Origin of the sequence: Mesorhizobium sp. CA16, from assembly GCF_020165175.1 — a bacterium.
In the GTDB taxonomy this organism is placed as follows: Bacteria; Pseudomonadota; Alphaproteobacteria; order Rhizobiales; family Rhizobiaceae; genus Mesorhizobium.
Map to the genome: position 1 here is coordinate 51398 of NZ_JAIUHP010000023.1, position 14692 is coordinate 66089.

10 protein-coding genes are annotated in these 14692 nt (G+C 61.2%); 5 read left to right on the forward strand and 5 right to left on the reverse strand.

Annotation, left to right across the window (positions count from 1 at the left end; translation table 11 throughout):
• Window positions 1-68 precede the first annotated feature (68 nt).
• Genes LB525_RS25395 through LB525_RS25405 form a run of 3 tightly spaced genes read right to left on the reverse strand, consistent with a single transcriptional unit; the run spans window position 69 to window position 3991 of the window.
• Complete coding sequence (locus LB525_RS25395) at window positions 69-2348, reverse strand: xanthine dehydrogenase family protein molybdopterin-binding subunit (RefSeq protein ID WP_224548657.1); 2280 nt, start codon at window positions 2346-2348, stop codon at window positions 69-71.
• 1 nt (window position 2349) lies between these two features.
• Complete coding sequence (locus LB525_RS25400; RefSeq protein WP_224548659.1) at window positions 2350-3372, reverse strand: FAD binding domain-containing protein; 1023 nt, start codon at window positions 3370-3372, stop codon at window positions 2350-2352.
• 1 nt (window position 3373) lies between these two features.
• On the reverse strand, window positions 3374-3991 hold the full coding sequence (locus LB525_RS25405; protein WP_224548661.1) for a (2Fe-2S)-binding protein: 618 nt from the start codon (window positions 3989-3991) through the stop codon (window positions 3374-3376).
• A gap of 185 nt (window positions 3992-4176) precedes the next feature.
• Here LB525_RS25405 and LB525_RS25410 point away from each other — a divergent pair, with 185 nt between their 5' ends.
• From LB525_RS25410 to LB525_RS25430, 5 genes are all read left to right on the forward strand, one after another.
• Window positions 4177-4620, forward strand: a complete 444-nt coding sequence (locus LB525_RS25410) for a PPC domain-containing DNA-binding protein (protein WP_224548663.1) — start codon at window positions 4177-4179, stop codon at window positions 4618-4620.
• Between the two features lie 60 nt (window positions 4621-4680).
• Window positions 4681-5643: an ATP-dependent DNA ligase gene (locus tag LB525_RS25415; protein ID WP_411971047.1), complete on the forward strand. Its 963-nt coding sequence runs from the start codon at window positions 4681-4683 to the stop codon at window positions 5641-5643.
• 89 nt (window positions 5644-5732) lie between these two features.
• Window positions 5733-6014 (forward strand): hypothetical protein, encoded by a 282-nt coding sequence (locus LB525_RS25420; RefSeq protein WP_095768638.1) that lies wholly within the window; start codon window positions 5733-5735, stop codon window positions 6012-6014.
• A gap of 717 nt (window positions 6015-6731) precedes the next feature.
• Complete coding sequence (locus tag LB525_RS25425; RefSeq protein WP_224548668.1) at window positions 6732-7058, forward strand: hypothetical protein; 327 nt, start codon at window positions 6732-6734, stop codon at window positions 7056-7058.
• A 27-nt stretch (window positions 7059-7085) separates the two neighbouring features.
• Window positions 7086-7673: a cysteine hydrolase family protein gene (locus LB525_RS25430; RefSeq protein WP_224548670.1), complete on the forward strand. Its 588-nt coding sequence runs from the start codon at window positions 7086-7088 to the stop codon at window positions 7671-7673.
• 138 nt (window positions 7674-7811) lie between these two features.
• Here the strand turns inward: LB525_RS25430 and LB525_RS25435 are convergent, their stop codons facing one another.
• Both LB525_RS25435 and LB525_RS25440 read right to left on the reverse strand, forming a co-directional pair.
• Window positions 7812-9899, reverse strand: a complete 2088-nt coding sequence (locus tag LB525_RS25435) for a response regulator (RefSeq protein ID WP_224548672.1) — start codon at window positions 9897-9899, stop codon at window positions 7812-7814.
• Between the two features lie 11 nt (window positions 9900-9910).
• The coding region (locus LB525_RS25440; protein ID WP_224548682.1) for a HAMP domain-containing protein at window positions 9911-14692 on the reverse strand (4782 nt) is incomplete at its 5' end.

A 14692-nucleotide genomic window follows, 5' to 3' on the forward strand; every position in this document is an offset into this window, starting at 1 on the left:
ACCCCAAGGTGAAACATAGGTTTCGCCCTATTAGAGAAAATAGCTGTGCGCATGCATCGCAGGCATGCTCAAGCGAGCAACTGCTCGATCCTGATCGGCAAATCGCGGATGCGTTTGCCGGTGGCATGGTAGACTGCGCTGGCAACAGCCGCGGCCGTGCCGACATTGCCGAGTTCCCCAAGGCCCTTCACGCCGGCCGGGTTGACCGCGTGGTCGACCTCCGGGACCAGGATCACCTGCAGGTCCTTGATGTCGGCATTCACCGGCACGAGATAGTCTTGCAGGTCGCGGTTGACATAGCGGGCATAGCGGCTGTCGACTTCCGTCGCTTCATGCAGCGCCTGGCCGATGCCCCAGATCATGCCGCCCATCAGTTGGCTGCGCGCGGTGCGCGTGTTCATGATGCGGCCGGCCGCGAACGCGCCGACGATGCGCGGCACGCGGATCTCCCTCGTGTAGCGGTTGATGCGGACTTCGACGAACTCGGCGCCGAAGGCGTATTTCACCGAATCCTCATCCTGCTCGCCACCGTGGAATTCCGGCATGCCGGCATAGAGCTTCTTCAGCGCTTCGGGCGTCGCACCCTTGGGCGCGAACTCGGCATATTCCTCGATTGCGCCAACCTGCATGGTCTTCAGGACATCTTCGATCTTTGCCGAAGCGCCGCCGTTGGCCACGATCTTTCCGTCGGCGAGGTCGAGTTCCTCGTTGTGAGAGCCCGCCAGCGGCCCGCCCTCGGCGGTCGCGCCGGCATAGAGCTTGGTGCGGATGGCATCGCAGGCCTTCAGCACTGCCGAGCAGACGCTCGCGGTGGAGATCGAGCCCCCCGAGACAGGAGCGGGAGGCAGGCTGCTGTCGCCCATTTCGACGCTGATCCGATCGATGCTGACGCCGAGACGTTCCGACGCCATCTGACCGGCGACAGTGCGCACGCCGGTTCCGATCTCGTGCGAACCGCATTGCAGCCGCACATCGCCATCGACGGTCAGGCGCACCCGCGCCGCGCATGGCGCGACTGCGGTTGGATAGATCGCCGTCGCGCAGCCCATGCCGACCAGCCAGTCGCCGTCGCGCATCGCTCCCACTTTCTGGTCCCGCTTCGCCCAGCCAAAAGCCTCGGCCGCCTGGTCATAGCACTGGATCAGCGAGCGGCTGGAGAACGGCTTCTTGCCGATCGGCTCAGTCTTCGGTTCGTTGATCCGGCGGAATTCCACCGGATCCATGCCGAGCGCTACCGCCATTTCGTCCATGGCGTTTTCCAGCGCATAGACATACGGCGTCTCGGGCGGCGAGCGCATGTAACCGGGGGTGTTGCGGTCCGCCTGCACCAGCGAGACATGTGTCAGCACAGAACCGTAAGCATACATGCGGCCGGTTGCCGACGTGCCGCCCACGACATAGGAGTCCGGCCGCGAGGTGACCTCCCAGCCTTCATGCGCGAAGGCAGTGATGCGGCCGTCCTTGCTGGCGCCGATCCGGATGCGGTGCCTTGTCTCGGCCCTATAGGTCTGAGTGCCGAAGGCCTGCATCCGGCTGGTCACGCAACGCACCGGTCGGCCGAGCCGCCTGGCGGCAACCGCGACGATGGCCGTGCGCGGCGTCATCGGTCCCTTGGAACCGAAGGCGCCGCCGATGAAGGGGCTGACGATGCGCACCTTAGCGGGATCGATCTTCAGCTGCCTGGCAAGCTCGACCTTCCAGCCGGTCACGTTTTGCGACGGCTCGTGGACGATCAGCTGGTCGCCCTGCCAGAAGGCGGTGGTCGAGAACAGCTCGATCGGATTGTGGTGCTGCGTGGGCGTCGAATAGCGCGCGTCGATCTTCACCGCGGCCTCTCTATAGGCGGCATCGAAGTCGCCGGCCTTCACGTCTTCCTTGAACAGAGGGCTCTTGCCGGCGGCGGGAATGGTCGCCGTGCCCGGACTGTCGAAGCTCGCCGTGGGCGTCTCCGCATCATACTCGGCGCGGATCAACTGCACCGCCTCTTCGGCGGCTTCGAATGTCTCGGCAACCGCAAGCGCGATGATCTGGCCGTCATGGAAGATCGTCCGGTCATGCAGCGGCCCGATCGAGGTGGCGCCGGAATTGCCGAATTTCGGCTTCTCGACCTTGTCCATATCGCCGTAAGTGACGATGTCGAGCAACCCGGGCACGGCACGGGCGTCGTCGAGATGAAGCTTGGCTACCTTGCCCTTGGCAATGCTGCTGGTGGCCAGCGCGCCATAGGCGATGTTGGCGGTCGGCAGGTCGGCTGGGTAATGCGCCTGCCCGGTGACCTTAAGCCGTGCATCGACGCGCGGCAGCGGTTGGCCCTGGTTCTCTTTCGGCCTCGGAGCGGCAGTGTCCATATCACACCTTCATGTCGCGGGTTTCGAGCAGCGCGCGCACCAGCGTTCGCTTGCCGAGCTCGATCTTGAATGCGTTGTGCTGGCGCGGCTCGGCCCCGGCGAAGGCGGCATCCGCCGCCGCCCCCGCCGAAGCCTCGTCGAGCGTCTTTCCTTGCAGGGCTTCCTCCGCGGCTTTGGCGCGCCACGGCACGGTCGCCACGCCGCCCAGGGCAATGCGCGCCTCGCGTACGTTGTCGCCGTCCAGGTCGAGCGCAACGGCCGCCGAAGCCAGCGCGAACGCGTAGGATTCGCGGTCTCGGATCTTCAGATAAAGCGAGCGCCGCGCCCATGGCACAGCCGGCACTTCTATGGCGGTGATGATCTCGTCAGCAGCGAGATCGGTCTCGATCTCAGGCGTATCGCGTGGCTGACGATGCAGCTTGGCGAGCGGTATCTTTCGCGCCCCACGCGAGCCTTCAGCACGCACGACGGCATCGAGCGCGATCAACGCCTGGGCAAAGTCGCCGTGATACGTCGCGATGCAGGCATCGCTGCCGCCCAGCACCGCATGCTGCCGGTTGAAACCCTCCATCGCAGCGCAGCCCGATCCTGGCACGCGCTTGTTGCAGTGCCAGGATGTCTCGCGAAAATATTCGCAGCGCGTGCGCTGCAGGACATTGCCGGCGAGACTTGCCATGTTGCGGATCTGGCCGCTTGCGGCCAGCCGCAAGCTGTCGGCAATAACGGGATAGCCGCGCTTGAGCTCAGCGTGATCTGCCGCCTCACCCATCCGCACCAGGCCCCCGAAGCGGATGCCCTCGTCGGTCACCCGGATTTGCCTGAGGCCTGGATCCTTGAGCCGGTTGAGGTCGACCAGCCGGTTCGGCTCGGCAACGCCGAGCTTCATATAATCGGCAAGGTTGGTGCCCCCGGCGATGAACTGCGCATTCGCTCGCGTCGGCTGGTCGTCCTCGGTCGTGAAGCGAGATGCGATCGCGACGGCCGCGGAAATGTCGGTCGGCTGTTCGTAGACGAAGGGACGCATATCAGGCTCCCTTCATCTGATCGCGTGCCTGCAGGATGGCAGCGACAATGTTTGGATAGGCGGCGCAACGGCAGATATTACCGCTCATATAGTCGCGGATGTCGTCTTCGGATTTTGCGTGCCCTTCATTGATGCAACCAATGGCCGACAGGATTTGGCCCGGCGTGCAGTAGCCGCACTGGAACGCATCGTGGTCGATGAAGGCCTGCTGCATCGGATGCAGCTTACCGTCGCTGGATGCCAGCCCCTCGACGGTCGTCACATCCTTGCCGGCATTCATCACCGCGAAACTAAGACAGGAGAGCACGCGTTTGCCATCGACAAGAACCGTGCACGCCCCGCACTGTCCATGGTCGCAACCCTTCTTGGTGCCGGTTAGCCCGATATGATCCCGCAAGGCGTCAAGCAGGCTGGTTCTAGTGTCGAGCGACAGCTCATAGGCCTGCTTGTTGATCCGCATCGACGTCACCACTGGCTCGCGAAGTTCCGCGCCAGCGGCGGCAGGCGCTTCGGCTTTCGCCGATGAAACGAGCAATGGTGCCGCGGCAGCCGAGACCGTGCCTGTCATGAAATTGCGCCGGCTGAGGCCAAGCGTGGATGGGACGGAAGGCTGGGACATGGCTCGCTCCTGGCTGGCTGCTCATCGGGGGCTAACCATTCATTCAGGCCATTGTTCCGGCCTGGCCCGCGCGGGATCCGAGGCCTCACAGAAGTGTGATCCTGCCCTTCGAAGATGCTCATCATGCGGGAACATGCATGCCGGCTTCGAGTTACGGCCAATACCAACGCTGATGGCAGGCCGATATGAAATCGAAACTGGTCGCACAGACTTCTGGACAAAGGACATTCGTGGTTGTGCTGGATCCAGGCGAGGAAGCATTTGCTGCCCTGTCCGACTTCGCCGGCGAGCAAGGAATTGCCGGCGCCTCGCTGACCGCGATCGGCGCATTCGAGAAGGCGACCGTTGGCTGGTTCGACTTCGGCTCGAAATCTTACCGCAAGATCCCGGTCGGCGAGCAATGCGAGGTTCTGAGCGCTGTTGGCGACATCGCGGTCGACGACGGCGGCAGACCGAGCCTGCACATCCATGCTGTACTGGGTCTAAGCGACGGATCGACGCGCGGCGGCCACCTTGTTGAAGGCATCGTCAAGCCTACGCTCGAAGTCACGGTGACGGAATCGCCCGTTCACCTGCGGCGCACCAAACGCCCCGGCCTTGGCATAGCCTTGATCGACCTCGACGCCTGAGGGCCGACGATGGCAGCGGCCGCGACCGACGCGTTTCCTCTCCCCCTCGATACATCCCCGATGGAGGCTCGGATCAACGAAAAACTGCCGCAGGACAAAGGCTTCTGGCAGTTCGAACCGAAATGGGATGGGTTTCGCTGCCTCGCTTTCAAGAATCGCAAAACGGTCGATCTCAGGGCGAAGTCGGGCAAGCCGCTTGGGCGTTACTTTCCCGAACTCACAGCAATGATGCAAAACCTCGAAGCCAAGGATTTCGTGGTCGACGGCGAAATCGTCATCGAGATCGGCGGCGCCGCATCCTTCGACGCGCTGCAGATGCGGCTTCATCCGGCCGAGAGCCGCATCCGCAAGCTGAGCGCGGAAACGCCGGCGCGGCTGATCCTGTTCGATATGCTGGTCGCGCCGGGCGGCAAATCGCTGCTCGAAGTCGCATTGACGCAAAGACGCACGGCAATTGAAGACTTCGTCGCGCAAGCAAACACAGACGCTCTTCAGCTCTCGCCCTGCACCACGAGTTTCGCGACCGCCAGGCGATGGCTGGAAGGTGCCGGGCATGGGTCTACCGACGGCGTCGTGGCCAAACGGCTGAACGATCCCTATCAGCCGGGCGAGCGCGCGATGATCAAGGTCAAGCGGCTGCGCACTGCCGACTGCGTGGTCGGCGGCTTCCGTTATCTGAACGGCAAGTCGCAGGTCGGATCGCTATTGCTTGGCCTCTACAATGAACGGGGTTTGCTTGACCATGTCGGCTTCACCTCGACAATCGCCAACGAGGAACGAGCCACGCTCACGAAGAAGTTGGAGGCGCTGCGTGGCGGGCCCGGCTTCACCGGCAAGGCGCCGGGCGGGCCGAGCCGCTGGAGCACCGAGCGCAGCGGCGAATGGGAGCCGTTGCGGCCGGAACTGGTCGTGGAAGTCCGCTTCGACCACGTCACCGGCGAGCGGTTCCGGCATGGCACTCGATTCATTCGCTGGCGGCCCGAAAAAGCGCCGCGCCAATGCACGTTCGAGCAGATCTCGTAGCAGCGCCCCTCCGGAACAACCGACCCCATCAAACGGTTTATGGTTAGAACAGCCCGCGTCACGGACGCACCTATCTTGGAGACGAGAAAATGGATCCGCGCGACAAACAGCGAGCCGCAAGGCGGGATGAAACCGAAGCTCCCGGCATCGAACAACAGGACTGGGACGCTCTTGATAATGGTCGGGTGCCGCCTGGCAGCGTCGCCGTAAACGGCGATCCGGAGGACGATGCCGAAGCACAAGGCGTCCTCCCCGAAGAGGATGACGACAACCCCTATCAGGAGAGCGACGAAGCCTTGCCCGACGACGAGGAAGAACGTGTGCTGTCGCGGGATCCTTCCAAGGAAGGCAGTCGTTTTGACGAAGCATAGCGAAAGCTAGCGTGCCATTGTTGATGGCCGGTGGTGCAGAGTACCTTTGAGGACTGTGGATCAGCTTCACTTTCGTCGGCCAGTTCGCGTCCCGACATTTCGGCATCGCCACATCGGTAAGAGCAGCGATGGGATTTTCCCGCCTTTTATTGCCTGCAATGTTCCGTGGGCTGCGAGAAAGCATCGCCGCAGAGCAAGGCGGTCGCGGCGCCACACCAGAAGACCGGCCATTGATCAAGGTTACGTGGGATCACTACCCATGGCCGTCAAAAATCGGGGCGCAAATCGGCAGTGGACCCTTCACTGTTTGTAACTGGGGGGAACAACGGAGTGTGGGACAAGTTTTTGATCAAGCAAGCCGCCTCATGTTTGACCTGCAACCATGGCCGAGAAACGCGACAACAAATCCACAGCCGCTCTTCTTAGGCGGCAATTCTCGAATGAAACCATGCGTCGATATCTACGCAGCTTGCCCTTGTTTCACGTAAACCGCTGGCTTCCTGACAAACTGCGCGAATCACTCAAGCGTCTCGACCGCAAGCGTAAGTGAAACCAACCGCAATCCAACAAAAGGCGCGGGCCACGCTCTTGCCGTTTCAGACGAACGCGCCATCAGCTCTCCTTCACATTACGATCACAGTCCTTCGAGAGGGGCAGAGACTATGCATCCTTGCTTAAGCGTCCGCGTTTGTAATTCACAAATCCGGAGTACAAGCCATGAAGGTCGACACTCTCCCTGCGCCTACAGTCAACCCAGACCAGGTCGATATCCTCGTCAACAAACCGGGACACTTCGTCGAGGAGTGGATCGAGGGCCATGCGGTTAGACCGGCCGCCGAAGCGTCCCCGGAGGCCGCGGCAGAAAGACTGGCGAGAGCTTGCATCGCGGACGCAGAGCGGGAAGGCATCCTCGCGGAAGAAATCAGCGATGAGGTCGGCGATTTGAAAGAGTACCTCGCCGACGCGCTCCTCGCCGAGGCCGGCCGCGAAACGGGCGTCGACACCGCTCCGACGGCGCAAGCATTGGGTGACACAAAGGCTTAGCTTTCACGGCAGGAAGTTTGGATCGCGATGACGCCAATCTCAACACGAGCCGTCCACATTTGCGTTGACATGCAGATGATGTTCTTGCCGCCTGGGCCATGGGCGGTTGAGTGGCTGCCCGCCATCCTGCCGAAGGTGCTTTCGCTTATCGATGGCAGACCGGAGCGAACGATTTTCACCAGGTTCATAACGGCGAGAAGACCTGGCGAAGGCCAGGGCCATTGGCGTCAATACTATGAGCGCTGGTCGCAGATGACTATCGAATGTGCCGGCCCGGGCAGCCTCGAACTGCTGCCCGAACTGCGTGATTTCGTGCCGCCGGCTCGCGTTTTCGATAAGCCCGTCTACTCTCCCTGGCTGACCGGCGAGCTCCACCGGAGCCTTCAGGCGGAAGGTGTGACCGAGCTTATCGTCAGCGGAGGCGAGGCCGACATGTGCGTGTTGGCGACGCTGCTCGGAGCGATCGACTTCGGTTACAGAACGATCCTGGTCGAGGATGCGATCTGCAGCACATCGGACGAAGCCTACGAAAATATACTCAAGCTGTTCACGACGCGATATTCGCATCATGTCGAAGTCGCCGCTGCGGAGGAGGTTCTGGAGTTCTGGCGCTGACCCATCGCTCATCTCGCCCGACACATGCCGGCCAAGGTGCCGCCGGCAACGGATGAGCAGCCGTCCCTCGAATGCTCAGTCGTCAGTGGGTGCGGTCGTCTGGCGCGAAAGACCGGTTGGCCACTGCCAAGTCTGGATCTAACCGGAACCGGCTGTCGGCCGGCCGCCGACTGGCTTCAAGGCGCTGACCCGCAAGATGCTCTCGATGAGATCTTTTTCCCGGAACGGCTTGTTGACCAATGGCACGTCCGATGGGCGGTTTGAAATTGCGTCAGCGTCGGCATAGCCGGTTATCATAACCGCTGGCCAATCGGAGCGCAGGTTGCGCGCGAAGCGAATTACCTCGACTCCGGACACGAGCGGCATTGCGAAATCGGTGACAATGACGTCGAACTCATGCGGTGTCCGTTCAATAATTGCCAGCGCCTCGGCACCCCCTGCTGCGCATGTCACTGTAAACCCGTGTTGCCGAAGCGATTCCGCGGTTAGCTGCCGCAATCCGCTGCTGTCGTCAATCAATAGAAGCGAAGGGAAAGCCTTCCCTGCAGTCTCGACCAGGACTCTCTCTCCATCCAGATCTGCCACATTGTCGGAAGGCTGCTCCGCTGAACGCGGCAGCCACAGCTCCATGGATGTTCCGCGCCCGACGAGGCTGTCTATGCGAAGCGCGCCGCCCGATTGCTTCATGAAACCGTATACCGTGCTGAGACCCAGCCCGGTGCCTTTCCCGACGGGCTTCGTCGTGAAAAACGGTTCGACGACCTTGGTCAGAATCTCCTTCGGGATGCCGGCACCGGTGTCCTTGACGGTGAGGACTACATACTCTCCGGCCGCCAGGTCTTCGGAAGGTATTTTGATGACCCGATTTTGCGCCTGCACGGCAATTGTCCCGCCGGAGGGCATCGCGTCGCGCGCGTTGAACACCAGATTCATCAACGCCAACTCCAATTGGCCGACGTCGACATGCGCGGGCCAAACGGAGTTGTCGACCTTCCACTCAAAGCGGATCAGGCCGCCGAGCACGGGAGCCACCAAGCCGTTCATCGTATCTTCCAGCGCGGCCAGCCGCACTGCCGTCGGCTTCAGATTCTGACGCCGCGAAAAGGCAAGCATGCGGTTGACAAGTTCGGCGCCTTGCTTCGCGGAGCGGCGAGTGAGTTCAACGATCTTCTTTGCTTGCTCGTCAAGCGTGAGCTGCCTCTCGAGCAATCCTAGTCCGCTCAGAACCGCGGCAAGCAGATTGTTGAAATCGTGTGCCAGCCCTCCGGTGAGTTTCCCGACCGCTTCGAGGCGCTGTGATTGAAGAAGTTGATTTTCGAGTTCTCGCCGCTCGGTCACGTCAAGCAGAGTGCCGAGGATTTCAGGTCGGCGTCCGTCGACACCTTTCGACAGGATTCCTTGGTCGAGAAAGATACGATATTTGCCATCGGCACACTGCCAGCGGAACTCGCATGTGTAGGAGCCTGTCACCTTTGCCGCCAATAAAGCTTCCCGCACCCTGGGTAGATCTTCCGGATGCACCCGGCTCAGCCCAAACCGCGACTCGGACGTCAGTCGCTCAGGTGGGAATCCCGTCAGACGTTCGACACCTTTTGAAACAAAACGTGCTGCAAAAGGCGGCTCGGCGACCCTGGCGTGAAAACAGACGGGCAAGGATCCAAGAATGGCCTCCTGCCGTTCTTCGGCGCTGCGCAGCGATCGTTCGGCCTCGAGCTTTTGTTTTTCGGCCTGCAGGGCCTTCGCCAGCAGTGCCTGTTCGGCGACCGCATTGCGCTGGATCTCGAGCGTCTTTTCGTGAAGCTCGACGAATACAGCCACTTTCGATCGCAGCATGGCGGGGTCGAAGGGCTTGAACATATAGTCCACTGCGCCGGCGTCGTAGCCACGCAGCATATGAGCATCTTCCTTATTGATGGCCGTGAGGAAGATGAGAGGGGTTCGTCTGGACTGTTCGCGCTGGCGGATCAACGCGGCTGTTTCGTAGCCGTCGAGGCCCGGCATCAGAACATCCAGCAAGATAACGGCGAAATCCTCTTTTAGGAGGCAGCGCAGCGCCTCCTCGCCGGATTGCACAGCGACGACTTCCGCGAGTGGGGTGAGAACTTCTTCGATCGCCAACAGGTTTCGTTCGTCATCATCGACTGCCAGGATGCGCGCCTTTGACGGATTGTCCGCCAACTGCACAATCTCCAGTTTCTTCGAACGGATCCGCGACAGCTTTTGCATCGGGCGTCCCGTCAGCTGACTGACCTAAGCAGATTGTGCGATGTCTCGCCCCGATCCCGAGAGCGACCGATCCAGACCCGCAGCAGTGCCAACAGCAGGTCGAGGTCGACAGGCTTGGCAATATAGTCGGAAGCCCCGGCTTCCAGGCATTTCTGCCGGTCGCCTTTCATCGCCTTTGCTGTCACCGATATCAATGGAATATGCGCGATGGAGGGTGTGTTGCGGATACTCCTCATCGTCTCGTAGCCGTCCATCTCCGGCATCATGATGTCGATCAAGGCTGCATCGACGTCGGCATTCTCCTCCAGCAACGCTATTCCATCGCGACCGCGCTCAGCGTGAAGGACTTCGATATCGTAGGTCTCAAGGACGCTCGTCAGCGAATAGATGTTTCGAATATCGTCATCGACGATCAGGACTTTCGCGCCCGCAAGATTCGACCTGTTGTCAGCTCGTTCGGCACCTGCCCCGCTTTCCTCGCGCAGTCCTCCCGGAAGCGTTGCGGATATATGGAGAGCCAATTGAGCAAAATTCTCAGCTCGCGGGACTGAGGACAAAGCGGGATTCAACGCCAGCACCTGTTCAACTGCCTCAGAATGAGGGGCAAAAAACAGCAGCGGAGGAAGGCCGTCTGAAAACTGGTTGGTGAGTTCGTCAAGGGCCCGCGCATTATCCCTGGCAGACTTTCCAAGCCCAAGGACAACCGCATCGTATGAGGCGAGGTCGATGTCCTCCGCGGTTGCCGCGCGACTGATTGCAGTGACCGAGGTGACGCCGTCCCGGATCGTCTCGACCAGGGAAAGGCGGCGCTCGGGATCGGAGTCGGCCACGAGCACCCGGCGCTGGACGCGCAGGTTCCTCGAATGAATTTCCTGGAACACCTTCACCAGCTCCTCGGATGACACCGGTTTGGTCGAGATGCTCGATGCCCCTTTGCGAGCCAGGCTATCGATGTCTTCCGCTCCGGAAATCACATGAATGGGAATGCCGGCGGTCTTCGGATCATGGCGCAGCAGGTCGAAGAGCACCCATCCATCGATGTCCGCAAGGCCGAGGTCCAGCGTGATCGCGTCCGGCACCAGCTTGCGGGCCAGCGCCAAGGTTCCGGAGCCTGCGGTCGAAAGGACGCCTTTCAACCCGGCAGACCGTGCCAGGCCCAGCAGCAGACCGCCAAAGGTCGGGTCGTCCTCGACGATCAAAACGACCCTGTCTTGCGCCGATATAGCGTCGCGATCGTCCATCAATTCCGCCGACGGCAAACCGCTGGGCGCCGCTGTCGTCGCGATTGCCTCGGTGGCCGGAAGCAGTTCCGGCTGGCTGGCAGCGGCAACCCTGGGACCATCGATCGGAATGACGAGCGTGAACGTCGATCCTTTGCCGGGAATGCTTTCAACTCTTAGCTCACCGCCGAGCAAACGGGCGATCTCACGGCTGATCGAGAGCCCAAGACCGGTTCCTCCATATTTGCGGCTGGTCGTGCCATCGGCCTGCTGGAACGCCTCGAAGATCAATTTCTGCTTGTCTTCCGGGATGCCGATACCGGTGTCGGTCACCGCTATGGCAAGCGCTTTCCTGGGCAGCTTGGCGCCGTTGCGGCGTCCCGCCTTTTCCATTCTGAAACTCAGGCTGACCTTGCCTTCGGAGGTGAACTTGAAGGCGTTCGACAGCAGGTTGAGCACGATCTGCTGCAACCGCTTCTCGTCCGTACGCACGGTTTCCGGAAGAGCGGGATCGACATTGATGGTAAAGCCCAGCCCCTTGTCGGCTGCAAGCTGGCGGAACGTGCGCTCCATATGCTGGCGCAAATGGGCGACCGGCATATCGTTGATGTCGATCGAGACCGTGCCGGACTCGATCTTCGACAAATCGAGGATGTCGTTGATCAGGCTGAGAAGGTCCGTACCGGCCGAATTGATGGTGCGAGCAAACTCGACCTGCTTTTCGTTGAGGTTGCCCTGCTGGTTCGTGGCAAGCAGATTTGAAAGAATGAGAAGCGAATTGAGCGGGGTTCTGAGCTCATGGCTCATGTTGGCGAGGAACTCGGATTTGTACTTGGAGGTAAGCGCCAGCTGCTCGGCTTTCTCCTCAAGCGCCCGGCGCGCCATCTCGATTTCGAGATTTTTGTTTTCGACCTGCTTTTTCTCATTCTCCAGAAGTTGAGCCTTCTCCTGGAGTTCCTCGTTCGTGGCGTGCAGTTCCTCCTGCTTTTTCGTCAGTTCGGTCTGACGCGCCTGCAGCTCGGATGTCAGCAATTGCGATTGCTTGAGCAGGCCCTCGGTGCGCATCGTCGCCGCGATCGTGTTGAGGACGATGCCGACCGATTCCATCAGCTGATTGAGAAACGATTGGTGCGTGTCGCGGAACTCGCTGAAAGATGCGAGCTCGATGACAGCCTTGACCTCATCTTCGAACAAGGCAGGTAGAATGATGACGTTTGCCGGCGAGGCGCTGCCAAGCCCCGATGTGACGCGCAAAAAGTCCGGCGGAACATTGTCGAGCATAATGGCTCGCTTGTCGGCAGCACTTTGTCCGACGAGACCCTCACGCAGATCGAGGCGTTGCTTGATTGCCGCCTTGCTCTCGGCACCATAGGACGCCGCCAGTTCCAGATAGGACTCCTCCTCGTCCCGATTGGTCACATAAAAGACGCCGTATTGCGCGTTCACAAGCGGAGCGAGCTCGGACATGATGAGACGCGACACCGTGGCGAGATCGCGCTCTCCCTGCAGCATGCGGGAGAAACGCGCGAGATTTGTCTTCAGCCAATCTTGCTCGGCGTTTTTCAACGTCTGATCCTTGAGATTGCGGATCATCTCGTTGATGTTGTCCTTGAGCGCGGCGACCTCTCCGGAAGCCTCGACGCTGATCGAGCGCGTCAGATCACCCTTCGTCACCGCTGTCGAGACCTCGGCGATTGCGCGGACCTGGGTGGTCAGATTGGCCGCCAACTGATTGACGTTGTCCGTAAGATCGCGCCACAGACCGGCGGCGCCAGGCACGCGTGCCTGGCCTCCAAGCTTGCCTTCGATGCCGACTTCGCGCGCGACATTGGTCACCTGGTCGGCAAAGGTGGCGAGCGTTTCGATCATCCCGTTGATGGTGTCCGCCAGGGAGGCGATTTCGCCCTTCGCGTCCACAGTCAACTTGCGTTTGAGATTGCCTTGCGCAACCGCAGTCACGACGTCGGCGATGCCGCGCACCTGGTTGGTCAGATTGGTGGCCATCAGGTTGACGTTGTCGGTCAGATCCTTCCAGGTGCCGGCCACGCCGCGCACTTCGGCCTGACCGCCAAGCTTTCCTTCCGTGCCGACTTCACGTGCGACGCGTGTCACCTCGCCGGCGAAGGAGTTCAGCTGGTCGACCATGGTGTTGATGGTCGACTTGAGCTCGAGGATTTCGCCCTTCACGTCGACGGTGATCTTCTTCGAAAGATCGCCTCGCGCGACCGCCGTCGTCACTTCGGCGATGTTGCGAACCTGACCGGTCAGATTCTCGGCCATGGAATTCACGTTGTCGGTCAAATCCTTCCACGTACCGGCTACGCCTCGCACCTGGGCTTGGCCGCCGAGCTTTCCTTCGGTGCCGACTTCGCGCGCGACACGCGTCACCTCGCCGGCGAAGGAGTTCAGCTGATCGACCATGGTGTTGATCGTCGACTTGAGCTCAAGGATCTCGCCCTTGACGTCCACGGTGATCTTCTTGGAAAGGTCGCCGAGCGCCACGGCCGTGGTCACTTCCGCGATGTTGCGCACCTGGCCCGTCAGGTTGGCCGCCATCGCGTTCACATTGTCGGTCAGGTCCTTCCAGGTGCCGCCCACGCCTCTGACCTGCGCTTGGCCGCCGAGCTTGCCGTCCGAGCCGACCTCGCGCGCCACGCGCGTCACCTCCGAGGCAAAGGAATTCAGCTGATCAACCATCGTGTTGATCACATCCTTGATCTGCAGGATCTCTCCCAAGGCATCGACGGTGATCTTCTGCGTCAGGTCGCCGGTCGCGATCGCGGTCGCGACTTTGGACACGTCGCGCAACTGCACGGTCAGATTGCCGGCCATGGCGTTGACGTTGTCGGTCAGGTCTTTCCACGTGCCGCCGACGCCTTCCACATGGGCCTGGCCGCCGAGCTTGCCTTCCGATCCGACCTCGCGCGCCACGCGCGTGACTTCGGAGGCGAAGGAGTTCAGCTGGTCGACCATCGTGTTGACGGTATCCTTGAGCTCGAGGATCTCGCCTTTGACGTCCACGGTGATCTTCTTGGAAAGGTCGCCGCGGGCGACGGCTGTTGTCACCTCGGCGATGTTTCGAACCTGGCCTGTCAGGTTGGCCGCCATCAGATTGACGTTGTCAGTCAGGTCTTTCCAGGTGCCCCCGACGCCTCTCACCTCTGCCTGCCCGCCGAGCTTGCCTTCCGTGCCCACTTCGCGCGCAACGCGCGTGACTTCGGAAGCGAAGGAGTTCAGCTGATCGACCATCGTGTTGATGGTGTCCTTGAGCTCGAGTATCTCCCCCTGCACTGCCACCGTGATCTTTTTCGACAGGTCGCCCGAAGCAACCGCCGTCGTGACCTCGGCAATGTTGCGCACCTGGCCGGTGAGGTTCTCGGCCATGGAATTGACGTTGTCGGTCAGGTCTTTCCAGGTGCCGGCGACGCCGCGAACCTGGGCCTGGCCGCCGAGCTTGCCCTCGGTGCCGACCTCGCGCGCGACGCGCGTGACCTCGGATGCGAACGAGTTCAACTGATCGACCATCGTGTTGATGGTGTTCTTGAGCTCGAGGATCTCGCCCTTCACGTCGAC